This window comes from Paenibacillus sp. FSL R5-192 (genome assembly GCF_000517845.1).
Classification (GTDB): Bacteria; Bacillota; Bacilli; order Paenibacillales; family Paenibacillaceae; genus Paenibacillus; species Paenibacillus amylolyticus.
Genome location: NZ_ASPR01000024.1, coordinates 66681 through 85436 on the forward strand (window position 1 = coordinate 66681; position 18756 = coordinate 85436).

Annotated in this window: 19 protein-coding genes; all 19 read right to left on the minus strand. The window is 47.1% G+C overall.

What is annotated here, in order from left to right; genetic code table 11:
- Positions 1 to 17 precede the first annotated feature (17 nt).
- The 19 genes from C161_RS18970 to C161_RS19060 all read right to left on the minus strand — a co-directional run bounded on the left by C161_RS18970 (position 18) and on the right by C161_RS19060 (position 18743).
- Entirely contained in the window at positions 18 to 653 is a 636-nt protein-coding gene (locus tag C161_RS18970; protein ID WP_036607660.1) for an anti-sigma factor family protein, read from the minus strand.
- On the minus strand, positions 650 to 1243 hold the full coding sequence (locus tag C161_RS18975; protein ID WP_036607662.1) for an RNA polymerase sigma factor: 594 nt from the start codon (positions 1241 to 1243) through the stop codon (positions 650 to 652). The genes C161_RS18970 and C161_RS18975 overlap by 4 nt, the downstream gene beginning before the upstream one ends.
- A 726-nt stretch (positions 1244 to 1969) precedes the next feature.
- Complete coding sequence (locus tag C161_RS18980) at positions 1970 to 3064, minus strand: prephenate dehydrogenase (protein ID WP_017687717.1); 1095 nt, start codon at positions 3062 to 3064, stop codon at positions 1970 to 1972.
- A gap of 26 nt (positions 3065 to 3090) precedes the next feature.
- Positions 3091 to 4191, minus strand: a complete 1101-nt coding sequence (gene hisC, locus C161_RS18985) for a histidinol-phosphate transaminase (RefSeq protein WP_036607664.1) — start codon at positions 4189 to 4191, stop codon at positions 3091 to 3093.
- Between the two features lie 86 nt (positions 4192 to 4277).
- A complete protein-coding gene (gene trpA, locus C161_RS18990; protein ID WP_036607666.1) occupies positions 4278 to 5084 on the minus strand; it encodes a tryptophan synthase subunit alpha in 807 nt (268 codons plus the stop codon).
- On the minus strand, positions 5081 to 6280 hold the full coding sequence (trpB, locus tag C161_RS18995) for a tryptophan synthase subunit beta (RefSeq protein WP_036672013.1): 1200 nt from the start codon (positions 6278 to 6280) through the stop codon (positions 5081 to 5083). The genes trpA and trpB overlap by 4 nt, the downstream gene beginning before the upstream one ends.
- Positions 6277 to 6978, minus strand: coding sequence for a phosphoribosylanthranilate isomerase (locus tag C161_RS19000; RefSeq protein WP_036607903.1), 702 nt, complete (start codon positions 6976 to 6978; stop codon positions 6277 to 6279). Before C161_RS19000 ends, trpB begins: the two co-directional genes overlap by 4 nt.
- A gap of 35 nt (positions 6979 to 7013) precedes the next feature.
- Complete coding sequence (trpC, locus tag C161_RS19005; protein ID WP_036607671.1) at positions 7014 to 7802, minus strand: indole-3-glycerol phosphate synthase TrpC; 789 nt, start codon at positions 7800 to 7802, stop codon at positions 7014 to 7016.
- Positions 7792 to 8832 carry an anthranilate phosphoribosyltransferase gene (gene trpD / locus C161_RS19010; RefSeq protein ID WP_091034830.1) on the minus strand — a complete coding sequence of 347 codons (1041 nt, stop codon included), beginning with the start codon at positions 8830 to 8832 and terminating at the stop codon, positions 7792 to 7794. The genes trpC and trpD overlap by 11 nt, the downstream gene beginning before the upstream one ends.
- A 68-nt stretch (positions 8833 to 8900) precedes the next feature.
- Entirely contained in the window at positions 8901 to 10469 is a 1569-nt protein-coding gene (trpE, locus tag C161_RS19015) for an anthranilate synthase component I (RefSeq protein ID WP_036607674.1), read from the minus strand.
- Positions 10470 to 10971: 502 nt separating this feature from the next.
- Positions 10972 to 11349 (minus strand): chorismate mutase, encoded by a 378-nt coding sequence (gene aroH / locus C161_RS19020; RefSeq protein WP_036607677.1) that lies wholly within the window; start codon positions 11347 to 11349, stop codon positions 10972 to 10974.
- Positions 11350 to 11354: 5 nt separating this feature from the next.
- A complete protein-coding gene (aroB, locus tag C161_RS19025) occupies positions 11355 to 12449 on the minus strand; it encodes a 3-dehydroquinate synthase (protein ID WP_036607679.1) in 1095 nt (364 codons plus the stop codon).
- Between the two features lies 1 nt (position 12450).
- Entirely contained in the window at positions 12451 to 13620 is a 1170-nt protein-coding gene (gene aroC, locus C161_RS19030) for a chorismate synthase (RefSeq protein WP_036607682.1), read from the minus strand.
- A gap of 178 nt (positions 13621 to 13798) precedes the next feature.
- Positions 13799 to 14593 carry a CheR family methyltransferase gene (locus tag C161_RS19035; RefSeq protein WP_036607684.1) on the minus strand — a complete coding sequence of 265 codons (795 nt, stop codon included), beginning with the start codon at positions 14591 to 14593 and terminating at the stop codon, positions 13799 to 13801.
- A gap of 25 nt (positions 14594 to 14618) precedes the next feature.
- Complete coding sequence (ndk, locus tag C161_RS19040) at positions 14619 to 15062, minus strand: nucleoside-diphosphate kinase (protein WP_017687704.1); 444 nt, start codon at positions 15060 to 15062, stop codon at positions 14619 to 14621.
- A gap of 154 nt (positions 15063 to 15216) precedes the next feature.
- The gene (locus tag C161_RS19045) at positions 15217 to 16191 is read right to left on the minus strand and encodes a polyprenyl synthetase family protein (RefSeq protein WP_017687703.1); all 975 of its coding nucleotides are present in this window, start codon (positions 16189 to 16191) and stop codon (positions 15217 to 15219) included.
- Positions 16192 to 16534: 343 nt separating this feature from the next.
- Positions 16535 to 17155: a UbiX family flavin prenyltransferase gene (locus tag C161_RS19050; protein WP_036607686.1), complete on the minus strand. Its 621-nt coding sequence runs from the start codon at positions 17153 to 17155 to the stop codon at positions 16535 to 16537.
- Complete coding sequence (locus C161_RS19055; protein ID WP_036607688.1) at positions 17156 to 18022, minus strand: UbiA-like polyprenyltransferase; 867 nt, start codon at positions 18020 to 18022, stop codon at positions 17156 to 17158.
- Positions 18015 to 18743, minus strand: coding sequence for a demethylmenaquinone methyltransferase (locus C161_RS19060; RefSeq protein ID WP_036607690.1), 729 nt, complete (start codon positions 18741 to 18743; stop codon positions 18015 to 18017). The genes C161_RS19055 and C161_RS19060 overlap by 8 nt, the downstream gene beginning before the upstream one ends.
- Positions 18744 to 18756: the final 13 nt, after the last annotated feature.

The following is an 18756-nucleotide window of genomic DNA, read 5'->3' on the forward strand; positions in this document are numbered from 1 at the left end:
GAACGAAAGGTTATTACCTATGCACTCGCACCTTGTTTGCGTTTATTCGTTGTTCGATGCATACGTCCAAGAGAAAATAACGCCATTCCTATTGCAAGTAAAGAGAGGGCCATCCAATACTGCGGATAAGCAGGTCCCATGCTCACAACAAAAGGTTCTATGATACTTCCTCTGTCCGCTCCAGTCATGTTGTACTGATACATGCCAGAGGACGATGGTCCGCTTCCGGCAACCCCTGTCTCCAGGATACCCGTAGTAACAACTTTGGTTTGCTCAGCTTCTGATACGTCTGGCTTAAACATTGCCATATACAGAAAGCTGCATAAAAAAATAGCCAGGAACGCGGCAATCCACAAAGACATATGCTTGCGGATCACAGCAGAGAAACGATTAACCTTTACCTCTTCCGGCAGTAACCATGGAGACTCCGCGTAGATCCGGTCCATAACGTTACGGTTCACTCTCTCTGCTTGTTGTTCTGTCACTGGAACCGGAATGCTGTGCAGCAAGATCTGAGCTTCTTCCCAGACCTCAAACTGCTCGGAGCACTCTTCACAACCAGCGAGATGAGCATGAAATGCAATCCGCTGAGGATGAGTTTCCGGCAAGTCCCAGACCAGTGCAAACAGTTCCTGGGCTTCATTGCAATTCATCGGTTCTTCATCCCTTCATATGGCTCGTACACCGGTTCGAAGAAATAAGGTTCCAATTGAGTTTTTACGCTTGATCTTGCTCTGAATAATAGCGATTTCACAGAACTGACGCTCTGCCCAAGAATATTCGCAATCTCTTGGTAGTCTAGTTGATCATACTCACGGAGTATAATCGCAGAACGCTGCTTCTCCGGCAAATTGTTAATCGCATCCCTAACCAGCATCACCCGCTCGCTGCGTAGTACAGCATACTCCGGTGTATTCTCCGAAGGAGCAACGGGAACAATCCCGCTCTCTTCAAGTGGGACATTTCCGCTGCGCTGTTTGCGAAGCTCACTCAGTACCGTATTTCTCGCAATGGTATATAACCAGGTTGAGAATGAGGCATCCACCTCACGGAAAGAGTGCAGACTGCGGAACGCCTTATAGAAAGTCTCAGAACAGAGATCTTCCGCAAGCAGCTCCATATTGGAACTTTTCAACATATGATATACGAAAGCCAGTATTTTACGCTGATAACGACTCATCAGCTCGGAATATAACTCCAGGTTACCTTCCTTGATCTCTCGAATCAACTGGGAATCCGTCATTTGAGTGCGACCCCTCCTCGCCCATCCATGTGCTTCTCCCCGTTCGACTCTATCCATGTATTACCGAACAGGCACAAAAAAGTTGCGGTTCTCACCGCATATAAAAAGCGTTCAGCGCCATAACTGGCCTTCCCGCCAAATTCCCCTATGTAATGGCAATTTCCCCAACGTTTCTACATTAACAGTATTTATTGTACAACGGTCTGCATCATCCTGGCAAATCCATTGGTATCCACAGAACCCGACCTGTCATTCATATGCAGTCATTTTCACGTTCATGACTTCATTTTGAGCCTTTTTGGTAACTCTTGCTTATATAGACGGACGACATACCGAAAAGGTTACAAAAATGTGATATTTATTTGATCTAAGGTATCCTAACAGATTAAGGAGGGAGATGTAAATAGAGGATATAAGTTCAAGTGTAACTATTAACATATCAATGCCTTCCCCATAACTTTTTTAGACAAAAAAAAGACCGCTTACATAAGCGGCCATTGCTCACGTGGAGCAATACAGTTATTGGATAGGAGTGGAGAGAAACCATACTGTACCCTTATTATATGTATACGTTTTCATTTTGTCAACACTTTCAGTAAAATTGTTTGAATTAATTATATCTTTCGGTAAATTAGGATAAAACATCCTTTTTTTCTGTGACTGAAAATCAAATAACAACTCCAATATAACCTCACAAAAAAGAGGGCTTTCGCCCTCTTTCTCGTCTTATATCCATACTTGATAACCTAAGGAATCCAATAACGTCTTGGCTCGTTCCATATCTTCTTCCTGACGGAAAGACAGACGCATAATGCCCGGCACATCAACCCGGTTTTCGATAATCTCCAAGTTGCTCAAGTTGATGTCATTCGCCCCAAGCTCAGTTGCGATCTTACCGATCATACCCGGTGCATCCTGTACATCAGTATACAGATCAAATAACGGCGAAATCATGCCTTTGCGTCGTTCTGGTAATATACTGCGGAACTCGCGGGCCTGACGGAATGCCTCCTCTATACCTTCACCGTTCTTATGCTCCAGCATATCCGTAAAGGCCGTCATCTGACTATTCCAGTCCTTAAGCAAGCCCAGCAGTACATCACGGTTGCTAAGCAAGATATCTCTCCACACAATCGCATCACTGGACGCAATCCGGGTAATATCCCGGAAACCACCTGCAGCCAGCATTTTATACAGTGGATTCGACTCATTATATTCACGCACCTGATTCACAAGCGCAACAGCAATAACATGTGGCAGATGACTAATCGCCCCCACGATGTCATCGTGCAGCAGAGGCTCCACACGCACGATCTGTGCCCGCGTATACGCAAGCAGTTCAGACAGCCTGCTGTAGGCTTCCTCAGGTACATGTTCTGAAGGGGTTAAGACATAGTATGCATTCTCAAACAACACGGCTGAGGCCGCATCTACGCCTGCACGCTCCGACCCTGCCATAGGATGACCACCAATGAAATAAGCGTCAGTCAACCGCACATGCTCGGCACAAGCGGCAATGGAAGCCTTGGTGCTTCCTACGTCCGTGATGATACATCCTTTTTTCAATGGTAGCTTGGAGAGTTTCTCGAAATAGGATTCTAACAAACCTACAGGAACGCACAAAAAAATAAAGTCGGCATCCTCTACCGCTTCTTCCAGAGAGAGCGTAGCATCATCCACTACACCGCTCGCTATGTACTTGTCCTTCAGTTCATCCAAGTGGGCGTAGCCCATCACGGTTACATCTGGCTTGCCTTTGAAGCAGAGCGCCAGTGAACCGCCGATGAGTCCTACACCAATCATTGCAATTTTTAGTTTCATGGGTCCTCACTCTTTCATCGCCAGTATTAAGGGCGTGCTACCGCCTTCTCAGCCAGCGTGTTCTCCAGTGCCGTGACAAATGCACGGTTCTGTTCTGATGTTCCGACGGACACACGAATGTAAGTTGGGTATACGTGGAATCCTGAGCGAACGATAATGCCTTGTTTGAGCAAGGATTGGAACGCAATTGCTGAAGGCATATTCAGATCAACCATAATGAAATTACCCTGTGAAGGGAAATACGACAATCCGAGCCGTGTAAATTCATTTTGCAGGTAATCCCGATCCGTTGCATTCCGCTTCGAGCACTCTTGAACAAAATCCTGATCCAGTAGTGCAGCGGTTGCCGCAACCTGTCCAAAACGGGAGGTGTTAAACGGTTCACGTACACGGTTAATCAAATCAATAATTTCGGGACGTGCAATACCATATCCGATCCGAAGCGAAGCCAAACCGTAAATTTTGGAGAATGTCCGCAGGATGACCAAATTCGGATACCGTTCGATCAATGGTATACTTTGCGGGTATGCTTCATCGGTTACGAATTCATAATAAGCTTCGTCCAGTATGACCATCACATGAGCAGGCACACGGTCCATAAAGGCTGTAAGTTCCTGCTCGGAGATAATCGTACCTGTTGGATTATTTGGATTACACACCCATACTGCTTTGGTTTTGTCGTTAATTTGCGCGAGCATCGCGCTCAGATCATGCGTGCCATCTTTCAGAGGCACTTCGATGGACACGGCACCCTCAATATCTGCATTGCTTTTATATACAGAAAATGTCTGATCTGCCATGATGGTCTCGTCACCCGGCAAGAAGAAAGCTCTCGTGATCAAAGCAATAATCTCATCGGAACCACAACCAAATATTAAGTTGTTCCGTTCAACGCCAAGATGCTTGGCAAGAACTCCCGTCAGCTCAACCGAGCTACCGTCTGGGTATATGCTTATATTCGTCATTTCTCTCGTAATGGCTTCCAGGGCGGCAGGAGAACTGCCGTACGGGTTTTCGTTGGAGGCCAGCTTGATGACTTGTTCAAGCCCCAGTTCACGTTTCACTTCTTCAATCGGTTTGCCCGGCTGGTACACAGGCAGATTGACAATCTGGGATTTCGGTTTCAACCCGACCGCCTCCTGTTATTGAAATAATGTTAGACACGAATCAGCGTGCACCTTACGTGTCCAAAAGATGTCCTTTCAGGACATCTCTATCCCTTTAATTGTGCCACAAAGTTACCAATTTGCAACAGTCCCGCTGCACGCGTATCCGGATTTTCAAGCAGAGGAATCGCATCTTCCACCTGACGAACAATGGCACTACCTACAACAACGCCATCGCAGATGCGGGAGAAATGTGCCACCTGCTCATGACTGGAGATACCAAAACCCACCGCTACAGGGAGGTCTGTCAGACTTTTCACCGTCTCAATGAAGCTCTCTACGCCATCAAAGAAAGAAGCTCTCTCTCCGGTTACCCCAAGGGAAGATACACAATAGATAAAGCCACTCGCTCCCGTTACAATCCGCTCAATCCGGGCATTAGAGGTAGGTGCAACAAGCGGCACCAGATGCACACCAGCACGATTTGCGCGTTCTCGCATCTCTTCCGCTTCCTCAATTGGCAGGTCCGGAATGATCATGCCACTAATATCGTGTTTGACCAATTCATCAAAGAATACATCCAGGCCTGTCTGCAATACCGGATTATAATAGGTGAACAGTACAAACGGCAGTTTCACACCTGCCTTACGAGCTTTTGCAGCGGTTTCCATCACAGTACGAATGGTAATCTGGCTCTTCAGCGCACGTTCGGAAGCGCGCTGAATGACAGGGCCATCTGCAAGCGGATCGGAATAGGGAACACCCAGTTCCAAAATGTCCGCTCCAGCCTGTTCAAGCTCCTTGATGATATCAATCGTTGTATCCAAATCCGGGTCTCCCACGGTTAAAAATGGAATAAGTGCCGTGCGATTCTGTTCCTTCAATTGCTGGAAGGTCTGGTCCATCAGATTCATCCCAAGTCACCTCCCGTGTATTTCATGATCGATTCAACATCCTTGTCTCCACGTCCCGACAGACAAATGACTACAATATCATCTACTGTAAGTTCAGGCGCCAGTTTGACAACTTGAGCTACCGCATGTGCAGACTCCAGAGCAGGAATGATTCCTTCCGTCCGACATAGGAGTTGCAGGGCATCCAGTGCTTCCTGATCCGTGATCGGTACATATTTTGCCCGTTCAATATCCTTGAGATAGGAATGCTCCGGACCAACACCCGGATAATCAAGTCCGGCCGAGATGGAATGCGCTGGCTGAACCTGTCCATACTCATCCTGCAACAGGTAACTCATAGATCCCTGGAATACACCATGCGTACCTTTGGTCATCGTCGCAGCGTGATACTCGGTTTCGACCCCTTTGCCTGCGGCTTCAACACCAACAAGTTTCACATCCTGATCACCGATAAATGGATAGAACATACCGATCGCATTACTTCCTCCACCAACAGCGGCTACAATTACATCCGGCAAACGCCCTTCGATCTCCTGAATCTGACGACGGGTCTCATCACCAATCACACGTTGGAAATTCCGCACCATCATCGGATATGGATGAGGACCAACCACTGATCCGAGCACATAGAACGTATCCTCTACATTGCTGACCCAGTAGCGAAGTGCTTCATTACCAGCATCCTTCAGTGTCCGTGTTCCGGACGTCACCGGAATTACTTCTGCTCCGAGCAGCTTCATCCGAAATACGTTTAACTGCTGACGCTCTGTATCTTCTTCGCCCATAAATACTTTGCATTCCAGTCCAAGCAATGCGGCTACGGTTGCGGTCGCAACGCCATGTTGACCTGCACCCGTTTCGGCAATAACTTTCTTTTTGCCCATCCGTTTGGCAAGCAAACCTTGTCCAATGGCGTTGTTAATTTTGTGCGCGCCTGTATGATTGAGATCTTCACGTTTCAGATAAATTTTCGGTCCGCCCAATCGGCGTGACAATTGCTCTGCATGATACAATGGCGTTTCACGTCCAGAATACTCGCTTAGCAGATAGTTCAGTTCCTTGTTAAATTCCTCATCTTCAGAGAAGTGGCTGTATGCCTCCTCCAACTCAATAAGTGCGTTCATTAGTGTCTCAGGTACAAAGCGGCCTCCGAAGTGACCGAAACGCCCGTGTTGATCCGGCAATTGATGTGTCATGCCTGCTTCACCCTTTCTACGAATGCTGTAATTTTGGCAATATCCTTCACACCTTCAGTCTCCACGCCGCTGGATACATCGACGCCGAAAGGTGTATATGTCTGTATTAGTTGTTGTACATTGTCCGGCTGCAAACCTCCTGCAACGAACAGAGCAATTTCGCGACTTTTTGCCCATTCAGCATAGGCAGGGATTCGCTCCCAGGCAAACGTTTTCCCGGAGCCCCCTCCATATAGAGGATCATGGGTATCAAGCAATATCGCATCCACGTATTTATCATAAGTATCAAGAGCCCTTATGGCTGCATCATCAGCTTCCGGTCCCGTTTCATCTTTGGGAAAAGAAAAAACTTTGAACACTGCGGCATTCCACCGCTGCTTCACCTGCTGGCAAAATTCCGCAGTCTCCTGTCCATGCAGTTGAATAACATCCAGCTGAGCAATGTCCATAATGTGTTCCAGTTCTTCGAGCGTAGGATTCACAAATACACCCGCAAGCTTCGGCCGATCATAGGTAGACCATTCGAACAACACCGTTCTTAATGCAGCAGCCTGCTCGGGTTCGATTCGGCGGCGTGATTTGGCAAAAACAACACCAATGTAATCCACAGGCAAGTTTATCATCGATTTTAGCACTTCAACGTCCTGAAGTCCACATATTTTTACGGCCGCTGGCAGCGGGTTTCTCAGTTCTGACATACTGTCGCCTGTGCCATCGTGTAAGGAAGTATTCATCATTTGGGTCCCATCAGATCATATACAGCCGCCTCGACATCATCCTTGCGCATGAGATGCTCACCTACGAGAATACCATGAACACCGGCCTGGATCAGAGGTACTGTTGATTCTGGTCCGTCAATACCACTTTCGCTAATCAAGGTAACGCCACTTGGAATCAATTCCATCAAATCCAGTGTCGTGTTCAGGCTGGTTTCGAATGTTTTCAAATTACGATTGTTGATGCCCACAAGTGTTGCCTGCGGAATCTCCAATACCTGCTCCAGTTCTGTTCGATCATGGACTTCAATCAAGGCATCCAGCCCCAAACTTTTGGCAAATTCCAGATATTGACGAATCTGTTCAGGTGTCAGAATACTGGCAATCAGCAATACCGCGTCCGCACCCAGCAATCTTGCCTCGGCAATCTGTCGTTCATCTATAATAAAATCCTTGCGCAATAGCGGAATGTTCACTGCTTGATGGATAGCCTGCAAGTACTCGTTGCTGCCTTGAAAATACGACACATCTGTTAATACGGAGATGCAGTCTGCACCCGCTCGCTCATAAGCAGCAGCAATCTCTACCGGATGAAAATCCGGACGAATTAACCCTTTGGATGGCGAAGCTTTTTTCACTTCAGCAATAAGGCCAAGTTTGCGATTGCGTCCGCTTGATAATGCTTTTTCAAACCCTCGAGTTGCGGGTAGTTGTTCGATTTTTTGGATAGCTTCATCCATGTTAAATGTTTGTGCAAGAACTTCAACTTCTTTATGTTTGGTTGCAACGATTCGATCAAGATACATGACTATACGCCTCCGTTGTATGAATTAACTGTTCAAGCTTCCCGGCAGCTTTGCCCGAATCTACCGCTTCTGCGGCAAGTGTCACCCCTTCAGCAATGCTATCTGCAAGACCGGATACATAGATGCACGCTCCGGCATTCAACAGAACGACATCACGATAGGCACTCTGCTCACCCTGGAAGATCCTCTTAATAATTTCGGCATTCTGTGCCGCATCTCCTCCAAGTACCGCTTCGAGCGGATGTAGAGACAAACCCATATCACGTGGATCAATATCATAGGTGTGCACTTCACCATTGCGAAGTTCAGATACCTGAGTTGGTGCCGAGATACTGATTTCATCCAGACCATCATGGCTGGCCACAACCAACGCTCTTTTGAGACCAAGACGATTCAGTACTTCAGCAATCATCGGCGTCCGGGAACGATCATACAGGCCAAGCAGTTGGCGATCTGCTCCCGCAGGATTCGTTAACGGTCCGAGCATATTGAAAATGGTACGAACCCCCAGCTCTTTTCTTGGTCCTGCTGCATGTCGCATGGAAGGGTGATATACCTGGGCAAAACAGAAGCAGATTCCGATATCATCCAGACATTGTCTGGCCTGCTCACCGTTGAGATGGATATTTACACCGAGTGCCTCTAATACATCTGCACTACCCGCTTTGCCTGAAGCTGAACGGTTGCCATGTTTGGCGACCCGAACCGAGACGGCCGAAGCAATGATCGCGGATGCTGTGGAAATGTTGAATTTGTGAATACCCGATCCACCTGTTCCACAAGTGTCCAGCAAGCCGCTGCCATCCGTTAGAATTCGTCCGCCCTGACCACGCATGGCTTCAGCAAAACCGGTGATCTCATCTACCGTTTCACCCTTCATCCGTAGCGCCATCAGCAAACCTCCGATTTGAGCCGGCGTTGCCTCACCTCTCATGATCGAGTACATCAAATCTCTTGCTTCGGCTTGCTCCAGATGGCTGCCCTCTAGAATCTTCGCCAGGCCATTTTTCATGCCTTCCTCACGAGTAATCTCAGCAATAGGGGTTACAGGGTTCTCATTCATTATTGGGTTTATGTTCATCTCCGGTCTCTCCTCTCTCAGTTCTTAGCGGCCGCTGGTGTGACAAAGTAGTCTGCATTCGCCAGTCTCAACGTGCTGTCCTTTTCTTTGGCAGGAAACATTGCTTCTGCTGTTCGAATCGCCTTGAGCAATGCTTTAGCTTTGTTAACCGTTTCCTCATATTCATTCTCAGGCACAGAATCCCATACGATTCCCGCTCCGGCCTGTACATATGCTTTTCCTTTTTTGAAAATAATCGTACGAATCGTAATACAGGAGTCCATGTTACCCGAGAAACCAAGGTATCCGATGGCTCCTGCATAAGCACCCCGTGCCTCTTTCTCCAGTTCCGCGATAATCTCCATTGCACGCAGTTTCGGTGCTCCGGATACGGTACCCGCTGGCAAGCATGAGAGAAACGCATCGAAGAAATCCTTATCTTCTCTAAGCTCGCCCGTAACGTTGGATACCATGTGCATAACGTGAGAATACCGTTCAATCTCCATGAACATGTCACACTTCACACTGCCGAAGCTGGATACCCGGCCCAGATCGTTACGACCCAGATCAACCAGCATCAGATGCTCCGCGCGTTCCTTCTCATCCTGGAGCAGATCAGCAGCGAGTGCACGATCTTCCGCTTCTGTTGCCCCCCTTGGACGTGTACCTGCAATCGGTCGTGTCTCCACACGATTCCCGTCCACCTTGACCAGCGCTTCTGGCGAAGTACCCACGATAATCTCATCATCCATTTTGAGGTAGTACATATAAGGTGATGGATTCAGGGTCCGAAGCACACGATACACGTGAAGCGGAGAAACTTCCGTATCAATGTGGAAACGCTGAGATAATACCACTTGAAAAATATCACCTGCGCGAATGTAATCTTTGGCTTGCTCTACATTACCGATAAATTGCTCCTTCGTGAGGTTGGAGCGAATATCCCCCAGTTCCACGTCTCCCGGAATGGAACGCGGATTCAGGTTCTCCCCTGGTCCTTGCTGTTGCAAACGTTCTGCCGCCTGCTCCAGCTTCTCCGAAGTCACTGCATACGCTTGACGTATCTCGTCATCCGTTGCACCGTCCTTGACGTGTACATTACCAACGAGCAGCATCTGCTGCTTCACATGGTCAAACACGATAATCTGGTCACAGAACATAAAGCGAATGTCATCCATATTCAGGTCATCCAGCGCGTGAGCTGGAAGTTTCTCATAATAGGACAGCAGGTCATATCCGAAGAAACCAATTGCCCCACCTGTGAATGGTGGCAGTTCATCATCTTTTGGACTGCGGTACTTACGCAGCAGTGCTTTCAGTTCTTCGATCGGTTTACCTGGCAATTCACGAGTCTTCCCTGCTTCTTCTACAACAATACGGCCCTTCTTGGCCGAAATCATCAGGAACGGATCTGTACCGATGAACGAGTATCTCGCCCATTGGATACCGCCCTCTACACTTTCCAACAGGAATGCCCGGTCGTTGTCAGCATAACGGCGGAATATTCGAATCGGAGTCTCCATATCTGCCAGAATCCGTTTGACTACCGGAATCAGATTATACTCATTCGACATTTTCAGTACTTGATTAACGTTTGGCGTTATCATCAGATCACGTCCTTTCAGATTTAGGTAGAAGAAACAATTCAATGTACAAAAAAACCTCTACCATCAGGTAGAGGTTTGGTTATAAGCTGTATTTAACAGGGTGATGCTTCATAAATAACAAGTCCCTATACTTCGCTGTCGGATTATTCACAGGTCGCTGAATTGATGCATCTCACATCATCCAATTCGGGAAAATATATCAGTTATAACACTCCAACTACTCATTCCAATATTTTGTAAATATAGGAGAGTGCAATGATTGTGTTTGTACCAAAATATATCAAAACAAAAGATGTCCTATGACACGTTTGTTTTCCCTGTTCCTGTTAGCTATTCCGTAGCACGACGTACCGTGAATCAGTTGACCGGTTTCTGTTGCCCCGGTTACCACCCACTGGACTCTGCTATATACTCCACTAGCTCAGCTGCTCTCAGCTCAATCTCTACTCTACTCAACTGGTTCTCACTATACATCATTATGATCGGTTTGACAACCCACTACTTAAGAACCAGAAGGTGTTGCCAAATCCGGACGTAATGCCTGTGCACCGTTCAGATACACATGGTTGATTTCATTCTGAGCTTTGTTTGTATTCACATGCACCATGAAACGAATGCACTGCGCCAAGGCACCTTTAACAGGAACCTCCAGTGCACACATCAGTGGTACGAGTTCCCAGCCATCCAGTTGACGAATAGCTTTTGCCGGGAAAGCAGCATCCAGATCACCAGTTAACGTAATCCACACACTGCAGATATCTTCCGGTTGGATCTCATTGCGATCCACGATCTCCTGCAACAATACAGCCGTTTCCTTCAAAATCTGTTCTTCGTTGTTCTGCGTGACTGTTGTAGCCCCGCGAATTCCCCGTGTGACCATTGCTGTTATTCTCCCTTCCTGAGCATTTCAATGACGTCCCGAACTGCCGACACAGGTACGTCCTTCACAATTCTTGCAGCCCCAATCCGATCAGGAATGATAAACACCATATGACCTTCACGGAACTTTTTGTCATGCATCATCGCTTCCATTAATGCATCCGTGTCGAGATGCGCAGGCATCGTTGTTGGAAGGCGAAGTGAACGCAACATGCGGACCGTATCTTCATAGAGCCCTGCTGGCGCACCAAGCTTCTCACCAAGCAATGCTGATCCAGCCATACCGATCGAGATCGCTTCTCCGTGCAGAAATTCTCCATAACCGGCGATCGCTTCAATGGCATGACCAATCGTATGTCCCAGGTTCAACAACGCACGTTCTCCATTTTCACGTTCGTCTCTGGATACAATCTCCGCCTTAATGCCACATCCACGTTCCAAGCCGTATCCAAGTGCTTCCGGATTAAGCGCAAGCAGTTCTTCCGCATGTTCCTCACACCAATGTGCAAAAGCCTCATCACGGATCAGCCCGTGCTTCAGCATCTCTGACAACCCTGCCGATACATCTCGTGGCGGCAAGGATTGAAGTGTGTCCACATCATAGAGCACTAGCTCGGGCTGGTGGAATGCACCAATCATATTTTTGGCCAGCGGATGATTGACAGCCACCTTGCCGCCTACACTGCTGTCATGCGCCAAAATCGTTGTAGGCACTTGAACAAACTTGATTCCACGCATATATGTAGCGGCAACAAAACCAGCCAGATCACCTACGACACCACCACCTAAGGCCAGAATCGCAGAACTCCGATCCAGTTTGCCTTCGATCGCAACGGTCATCATATCCTGGTACACCGAAAGGGATTTCGATGTTTCACCAGAGGGTACAACCGCCGATACGACTGTATAACCAGCCGTACGCAGCGTTTGCTCCAAACCTGACAAGTATTTGGGAGCCACATTTTCATCTGTAATGATGAGTAACGGACTTTTTTTGGTCAACCCATATTGCTCAAAATATTGAGGGGCTTGTGCCAATAGACCGCTGCCAATCAGAATCGGATATGAGCGTTCCTCCAACTGTACCGTCAGCTGACGCATATTAGTAATTCTCCAGTTGAGCATTATAACTAGCAACATTAGCACGGATCTCTTCCATGGAATCCCCGCCGAATTTCTCCAGGAATGCTTTGGCAATTTCCCACGCTACAACATGCTCCATAACCACACTCGCTGCTGGTACAGCACAAGCGTCCGAGCGCTCAACCTGAGCCGTAAATGCTTCTTTTGTATCAATATCGACACTTTGCAGTGGCTTATACAACGTTGGGATCGGCTTCATCACACCACGTACAACGACTGGCATACCGTTTGTCATACCACCTTCGAATCCACCCAGACGGTTGGTTGCCCGGTGGTAGCCGCGCTCATCCGTATGCATGATCTCATCATGCACCTGTGATCCTCGAATGACTCCGGCTTCGAATCCGATACCAATCTCTACACCTTTGAATGCATTAATGGACATTACGCCTTGAGCGATTCGTGCATCCAGTTTGCGATCGTATTGAACATAACTACCAAGACCAATAGGTACACCTTCAACGATACATTCCACTATTCCTCCGATGGAATCGCCTTCTTGTTTAATCTGGTCGATGTAGGCTTCCATCTTCTTCTCTGTCTCAGCATCCGTAACACGTACAGAGGAAGCTTCTGTCACTGCGATCAGTTCATCAATCGGAAGGTCCTGATACGGAGCTTCGATCTCTCCAATACGAAGTACACGTCCAGCTACCTTGATTCCGAATTCAGCCAGGAATTGACGTGCAATGGCACCACATGCCACACGTACCGTTGTCTCACGTGCACTGGAGCGCTCCAGTACGTTACGCAAGTCTTTATGATTATACTTGAGTCCACCGTTCAGATCAGCGTGTCCGGGACGAGGGCGATGAACGCGACGTTTCTCTTCGTCACTGCCTTCAATCGGCTCAATATTCATAATATTCTGCCAATGTTTCCAGTCGTTATTTTGAACAACCAGCGCTACCGGAGCACCTGTTGTATATCCGTGACGGATACCACCAACAAAATTCGCCTGATCCTTCTCGATCTGCATCCGGCGTCCACGGCCATATCCCTTTTGGCGGCGGTGAAGCTGGAAATTCAGTTCTTCAAAATCAATCGTCAAATTACTTGGCAATCCTTCAATAATAGCGGTCAATTGGGGTCCGTGCGTCTCCCCTGCGGTTAAATAGCGTAAACTCATAATACGTTCCCCCTTTAAACTGTTAAACTTCACATTGCTAAAATCCCATAATTTCTTTGCTTATTATAGTATAGCTGACCGGCTTTGACAAGAAAGTCGGCGCTTTCTTGTACTTGGTATACAAATAACCGCCTGAACACATGTACATGTGCTTCAGACGGCTGAACAACCATTATCATTATTTTTTCCGATAGAAGAATGTCTCTGCTGTCTCCAGACCATATTGTCCCGGGGAGAAGATCTGCTCCGTACTACCCACAAACAAAATACCGCCTGGACGCAAACTTGCTGCAAATTTGTGATACAACAGGTTTTTGGCTTCCTCGGTAAAATAGATCATGACATTTCGGCACACAATCAGATCGTACCCATCGTCAAAACGGTCCACCAGCAAATTTTGTTTCATGAACTTGATCGAATTTTTGAGTTGCTCATCAATACGGTATACCAAGCCATCCTGCTTGAAGTAACGGTTCGCCGTTTCCTTTGGCACATCCTTAAGCGAGCGTTCCATATAACGCCCTTCCTTGGCTTTGGCCAATGCACCTTCATCCAGATCACTTGCCGTAATGGAGCTGTCCTTCAAAATGCCCATCGTGTCCAGAATCATGGCAAGTGTATAAGGTTCTTCACCTGTTGAACAGGCCGCACTCCAAACTTTAGCACGACGCTTGGACCCCAGCAGCTCAGGCAGGATCTCGTCCCGCAGCACTTCCCAACGATTGGGATTACGCCAGAATTCCGACACGTTAATCGTCATACGATCAAGGAACTCGTAGAACAATGTTTTATCTTTCTGCATAGCTTCAAAAAAGTTAGAAAATGTATGAAACCCGTTTTTGTTGCGAAGTGTGGTCAGCCTTCTTTTCATCTGGCCTTCCTTGTATTGAGCAAGATCAATGCCTGTGCTCTCTTTGATTTTACGAATGAATCCGGTGTAATCCGGGTCTAGTAGTTGTTCTTGCTCCAGCATCGTGTATCACCCTTTTGGCTAATAATTACAACCAGGCTGCGATGCTCTTGTCGTATACCACCAGTTCATCTGAAGCAAAGAAATTTGCTGCTTCACGGGAAGCACTTTCCGGCGAATCTGCCCCATGAATCAGATTATGTGGTGTGTGGCTGGCGAAGTCTCCGCGAATGGTACCTGGAGCTGCTTCCTTCACATTGGTTTTTCCGATGACGATGCGCGCAAGCGCCACAATATCGTCGCCTTCCCACACCATGGCAAATACAGGCCCCGATGTGATAAAACGAACCAGATCATCGAAAAATGGTTTACCCTCATGTTCAGCATAATGGCGTTTTGCCTGATCCTCAGACATCTGCACCAATTTGCCTGCCACCAACTTAAATCCTTTGTCTTCCAGACGGCTAATAATTCGACCGATCAATCCACGCTGCACACCATCCGGCTTCACCATCAAAAATGTACGATCCATCAGCTCACTCCTCACTCACGGTTCAAAGTTAATCACTATGTAAACGCAATCCCTCTGATTGTAACATACATGTCCAAATCCTCCCAATGAGGAATCTCACAGTTCTGTTCATCTTTGGGTATGAGTAATCTGAGAGTCGAAGGTCATACATTGTTTAATGTGTACGTTTAACCACAAAATGAGCGATATCACGCAGGTTTTTGGTCGTCTTGATGTTAGGTAGCTGATCGAGAGCATCGAGCGCTTTCTTCATATATCGGTCAGCAAGGGCTTCAGCTTTAGCAATTCCTTGACTTTGTCGAATCATTCCAATTGCATCCGATGCACTTGCCCGTCCTTCTTCATGCTGGACACGGGAAATCTCCTTAAGCAAAGGTTCCCGCAGATCGGATTCTTCCAAGGCATAAAGTACAGGAAGAGTGATATTTCCTTGCTTCATGTCACTGCCAGGTGGCTTGCCAAGTTGTTTCTCAGTACCTACCAGATCAAGTACATCATCTTGAATCTGGAAAGCCATCCCCACATTGTATCCGTACGTATACAGCAGGGAAGATACATGCTCAGGCGCACGTGTAGCCAATGCCCCTAACTGACAACTAACTGCAATCAGAAGTGCTGTTTTGCGGCGAATCCGCAGCAGATAGTTACGAACACTTTGTCCCGTATTGAAAAAGTCGCGAATTTGCTCCATCTCACCAATGGACATCTGTACCATAGCTTTGGCAAGGATACGATGAATCGCTGGATCGGATAATCCGGCAGTCATTTCAAGTGCCTTACCGTAGATATAGTCTCCAGTGTACATGGCAATCCGGTTATCCCATTTTGACTTCACCGTGGGTTTGCCTCGGCGTGTCTCCGCATTATCAATGACATCATCATGAACTAGGGATGCCGAATGGATGAGTTCCAGCGGAACCGCAACCAGCTTCAGACGTTCAATGTCGTATGTACCAAATTTCCCACCAAGTAACACAAAAACGGGCCGCAACCGTTTTCCTCCTGCTTTGAGCAAATGAAGTGACGTTTCACTCAGCAGCTTCTGTTCTCCTCGAACACTGCGATACAATTCTTTCTCAATGTAATCCATGTCCTTTTTTAACAACCCGAAAATATCCAATAGTTTCATTCGTTCACCCGTATCAGCGTATTGTCAGTCCATAAATTCATGCTTACCTTCCCCTCCAGCAAGTCGGGCCTGCAGGCATTACGAGAAACCCGGCTTACCGTTCTTGCTTGTGTTGTTCTATAAGGTAATCTAACGTGTTTTTCTTCTCCGAATGTCATAGCCGACACCCGAAAATTAAACTCTGCGACTTGTTCTGAAACAAAATACAGAAGTTGCCGGAGCATGGGTCAAGACTGTGGTTCATGAAGACTCACCATCAGTGCTCACCAATACCCCGGGATTCGGGGGACAAATAAACCGAGCAACACTTTGGCAAAAAACAGCCTTGTATCGAACTCAGTCGTTATCCCCGTTCATCCGGTTCTCCCCATCTTGTAAACAGTTGATGTGGGATGCGCAAGCTATCCAGCACTTTCCCCACCAAAAACAGAATCAACTCATCCATAGTCTGAGGTTTGTAATAAAAAGCAGGCATAGCCGGTATCATTCGTACACCAAGACGAGAAAGCTTCAGCATGTTCTCCAGATGGATTGCATGAAGAGGCGTCTCACGCGGTACGAGGATCAATGTTCTTCCCTCTTTCATCATAACATCGGCTGCGCGAGACATCAGATTATCCGAAGATCCCTGCGCGATGGACGAAAGAGTTCCCATCGAACATGGCATGATAATCATGCCGTCGGCCAGATAAGAACCACTTGCAATGGAGGCCCCTATATCACTCACAGGATGATAGATCAGAGAACCGGCACGGTTGCCGAATTTGTCTTCCAGCACCGCGTCCCGATTCGTCACATCCCAGTCCAATTCTTCTTTCAGTACACGCCACCCTGCATTGGATATGACCAGATGAACGTTATATTCCAAATCAAGCAGCGTTTCAATTAATCGAATGCCATATATGCTGCCACTCGCTCCGGTAATTCCGACAACCAGTCGTTTATTGTCCGGCTGCTGCACCATTTATTTCACCGCCAGATCAATCAGAGTGAACGTAAATACAATTAAACTAAGCAAACTGTTCATGGTAAAAAACGCCGTTTGAACACGGCTCATATCATTAGGCGATACAATATAGTGTTGATAGAACAGAATTCCATACGTCACCAACATGCCTGCGCCATACCACCAACTCAGATCTGTCATCAACAATAACGCAAGAAAACCAATTGCAGTAATCACATGGAAGAACTTGGCGATCTGCAAGGATTTAACCAGGCCAAAACGGGAAGGTATGGAGTGAAGACCCTCTCCCTGATCAAATTCCAGATCCTGACATGCATAGATAATATCAAAGCCCGCTGTCCAGAACACAATCGTAACGTACAGCACAATCGCTGTCCAATCCATCGTTCCTGTTACAGCTACCCAGCCACCAAGTGGTGCCAAACCAATCGTCATTCCGAGAACAATGTGGCATAACCATGTGAATCGTTTGGTGTACGAATACAGTACCAACATAAACACAGCAATAGGTAACAGCTGCATCGATAATACATTAAGATTGGATGAGGCCCAGAATAACAATATAAATGAGATAATGACAAATATAACAACTTCCCCATTTTTCAACAGTCCTGCCGGGATGGCTCTCATCGCGGTACGCGGGTTTTTGCTATCAATCGCTTGGTCAATAATTCGGTTCAAACCAAAAGCCGCACTACGTGCACCGATCATCGCAAGCAATACCCACATGATCTGCATCCAGCTTGGGAAGGTATCATTCACTACCATGGAGCCGAGGATCGCCCCCATAAATGCAAAAGGTAAAGCAAAAAGCGTGTGTTCAATCTTGATCATTTCTAAAAAGATGCGAATTTTCCTAAACATGCTGATTCTCCTTGGTTCCAATATGCAGTGCCGCGATACCTCCGGTCAGAGGGTAGGCCTGCACTTGTTGTAATCCAGTTTCTGCAAAAATGTCTGCCAGTTCCTGCCTTCCCGGGAAAATGGCCAGTGAGTCCGGCAGCCATTTGTACTGCTCAAAACTTTTAGCAAACACTTTGGCAAGATTCGGTAAAACCTTCTCAAAATAAAAATAATAAATGCCTTTGAACGGCTGCCATGTTGGCTTGGACAATTCCAGGCACACAACCATACCACCCGGTTTGACCACACGTTTCATTTCAGACAACACTTGTCTGAGATCAGGTACATTACGCAACCCAAACCCGATCGTCACATAATCAAACGAATTGTCTTCAAAAGGAAGTGACATGGCATTTCCCTGTGTCAGGGTAATCTGTTTTTGACGTTGCACCGCATTGATCTTTGTCTGGCCGACCTCCAGCATGTTGCTACTGAAATCAAGTCCGTGCATGTGCCCCGTTTCACTTGCCTCTGCCATAGCAAGCGTCCAGTCACATGTGCCGCAGCACAAATCAAGACCGGTATCGCCTTTGGACATATTCATCTTTTTCATGGTGAATTTACGCCAAGCCTTGTGCCTCCGGAAACTTAGGATATCATTCATGACATCATATTTTCCGGCTATACTCTGAAAAACCGAATGGACATATTCTTCTTTCGGTTTGGTCTCTCCGCTCCCCATTCGTCTGTTTCCC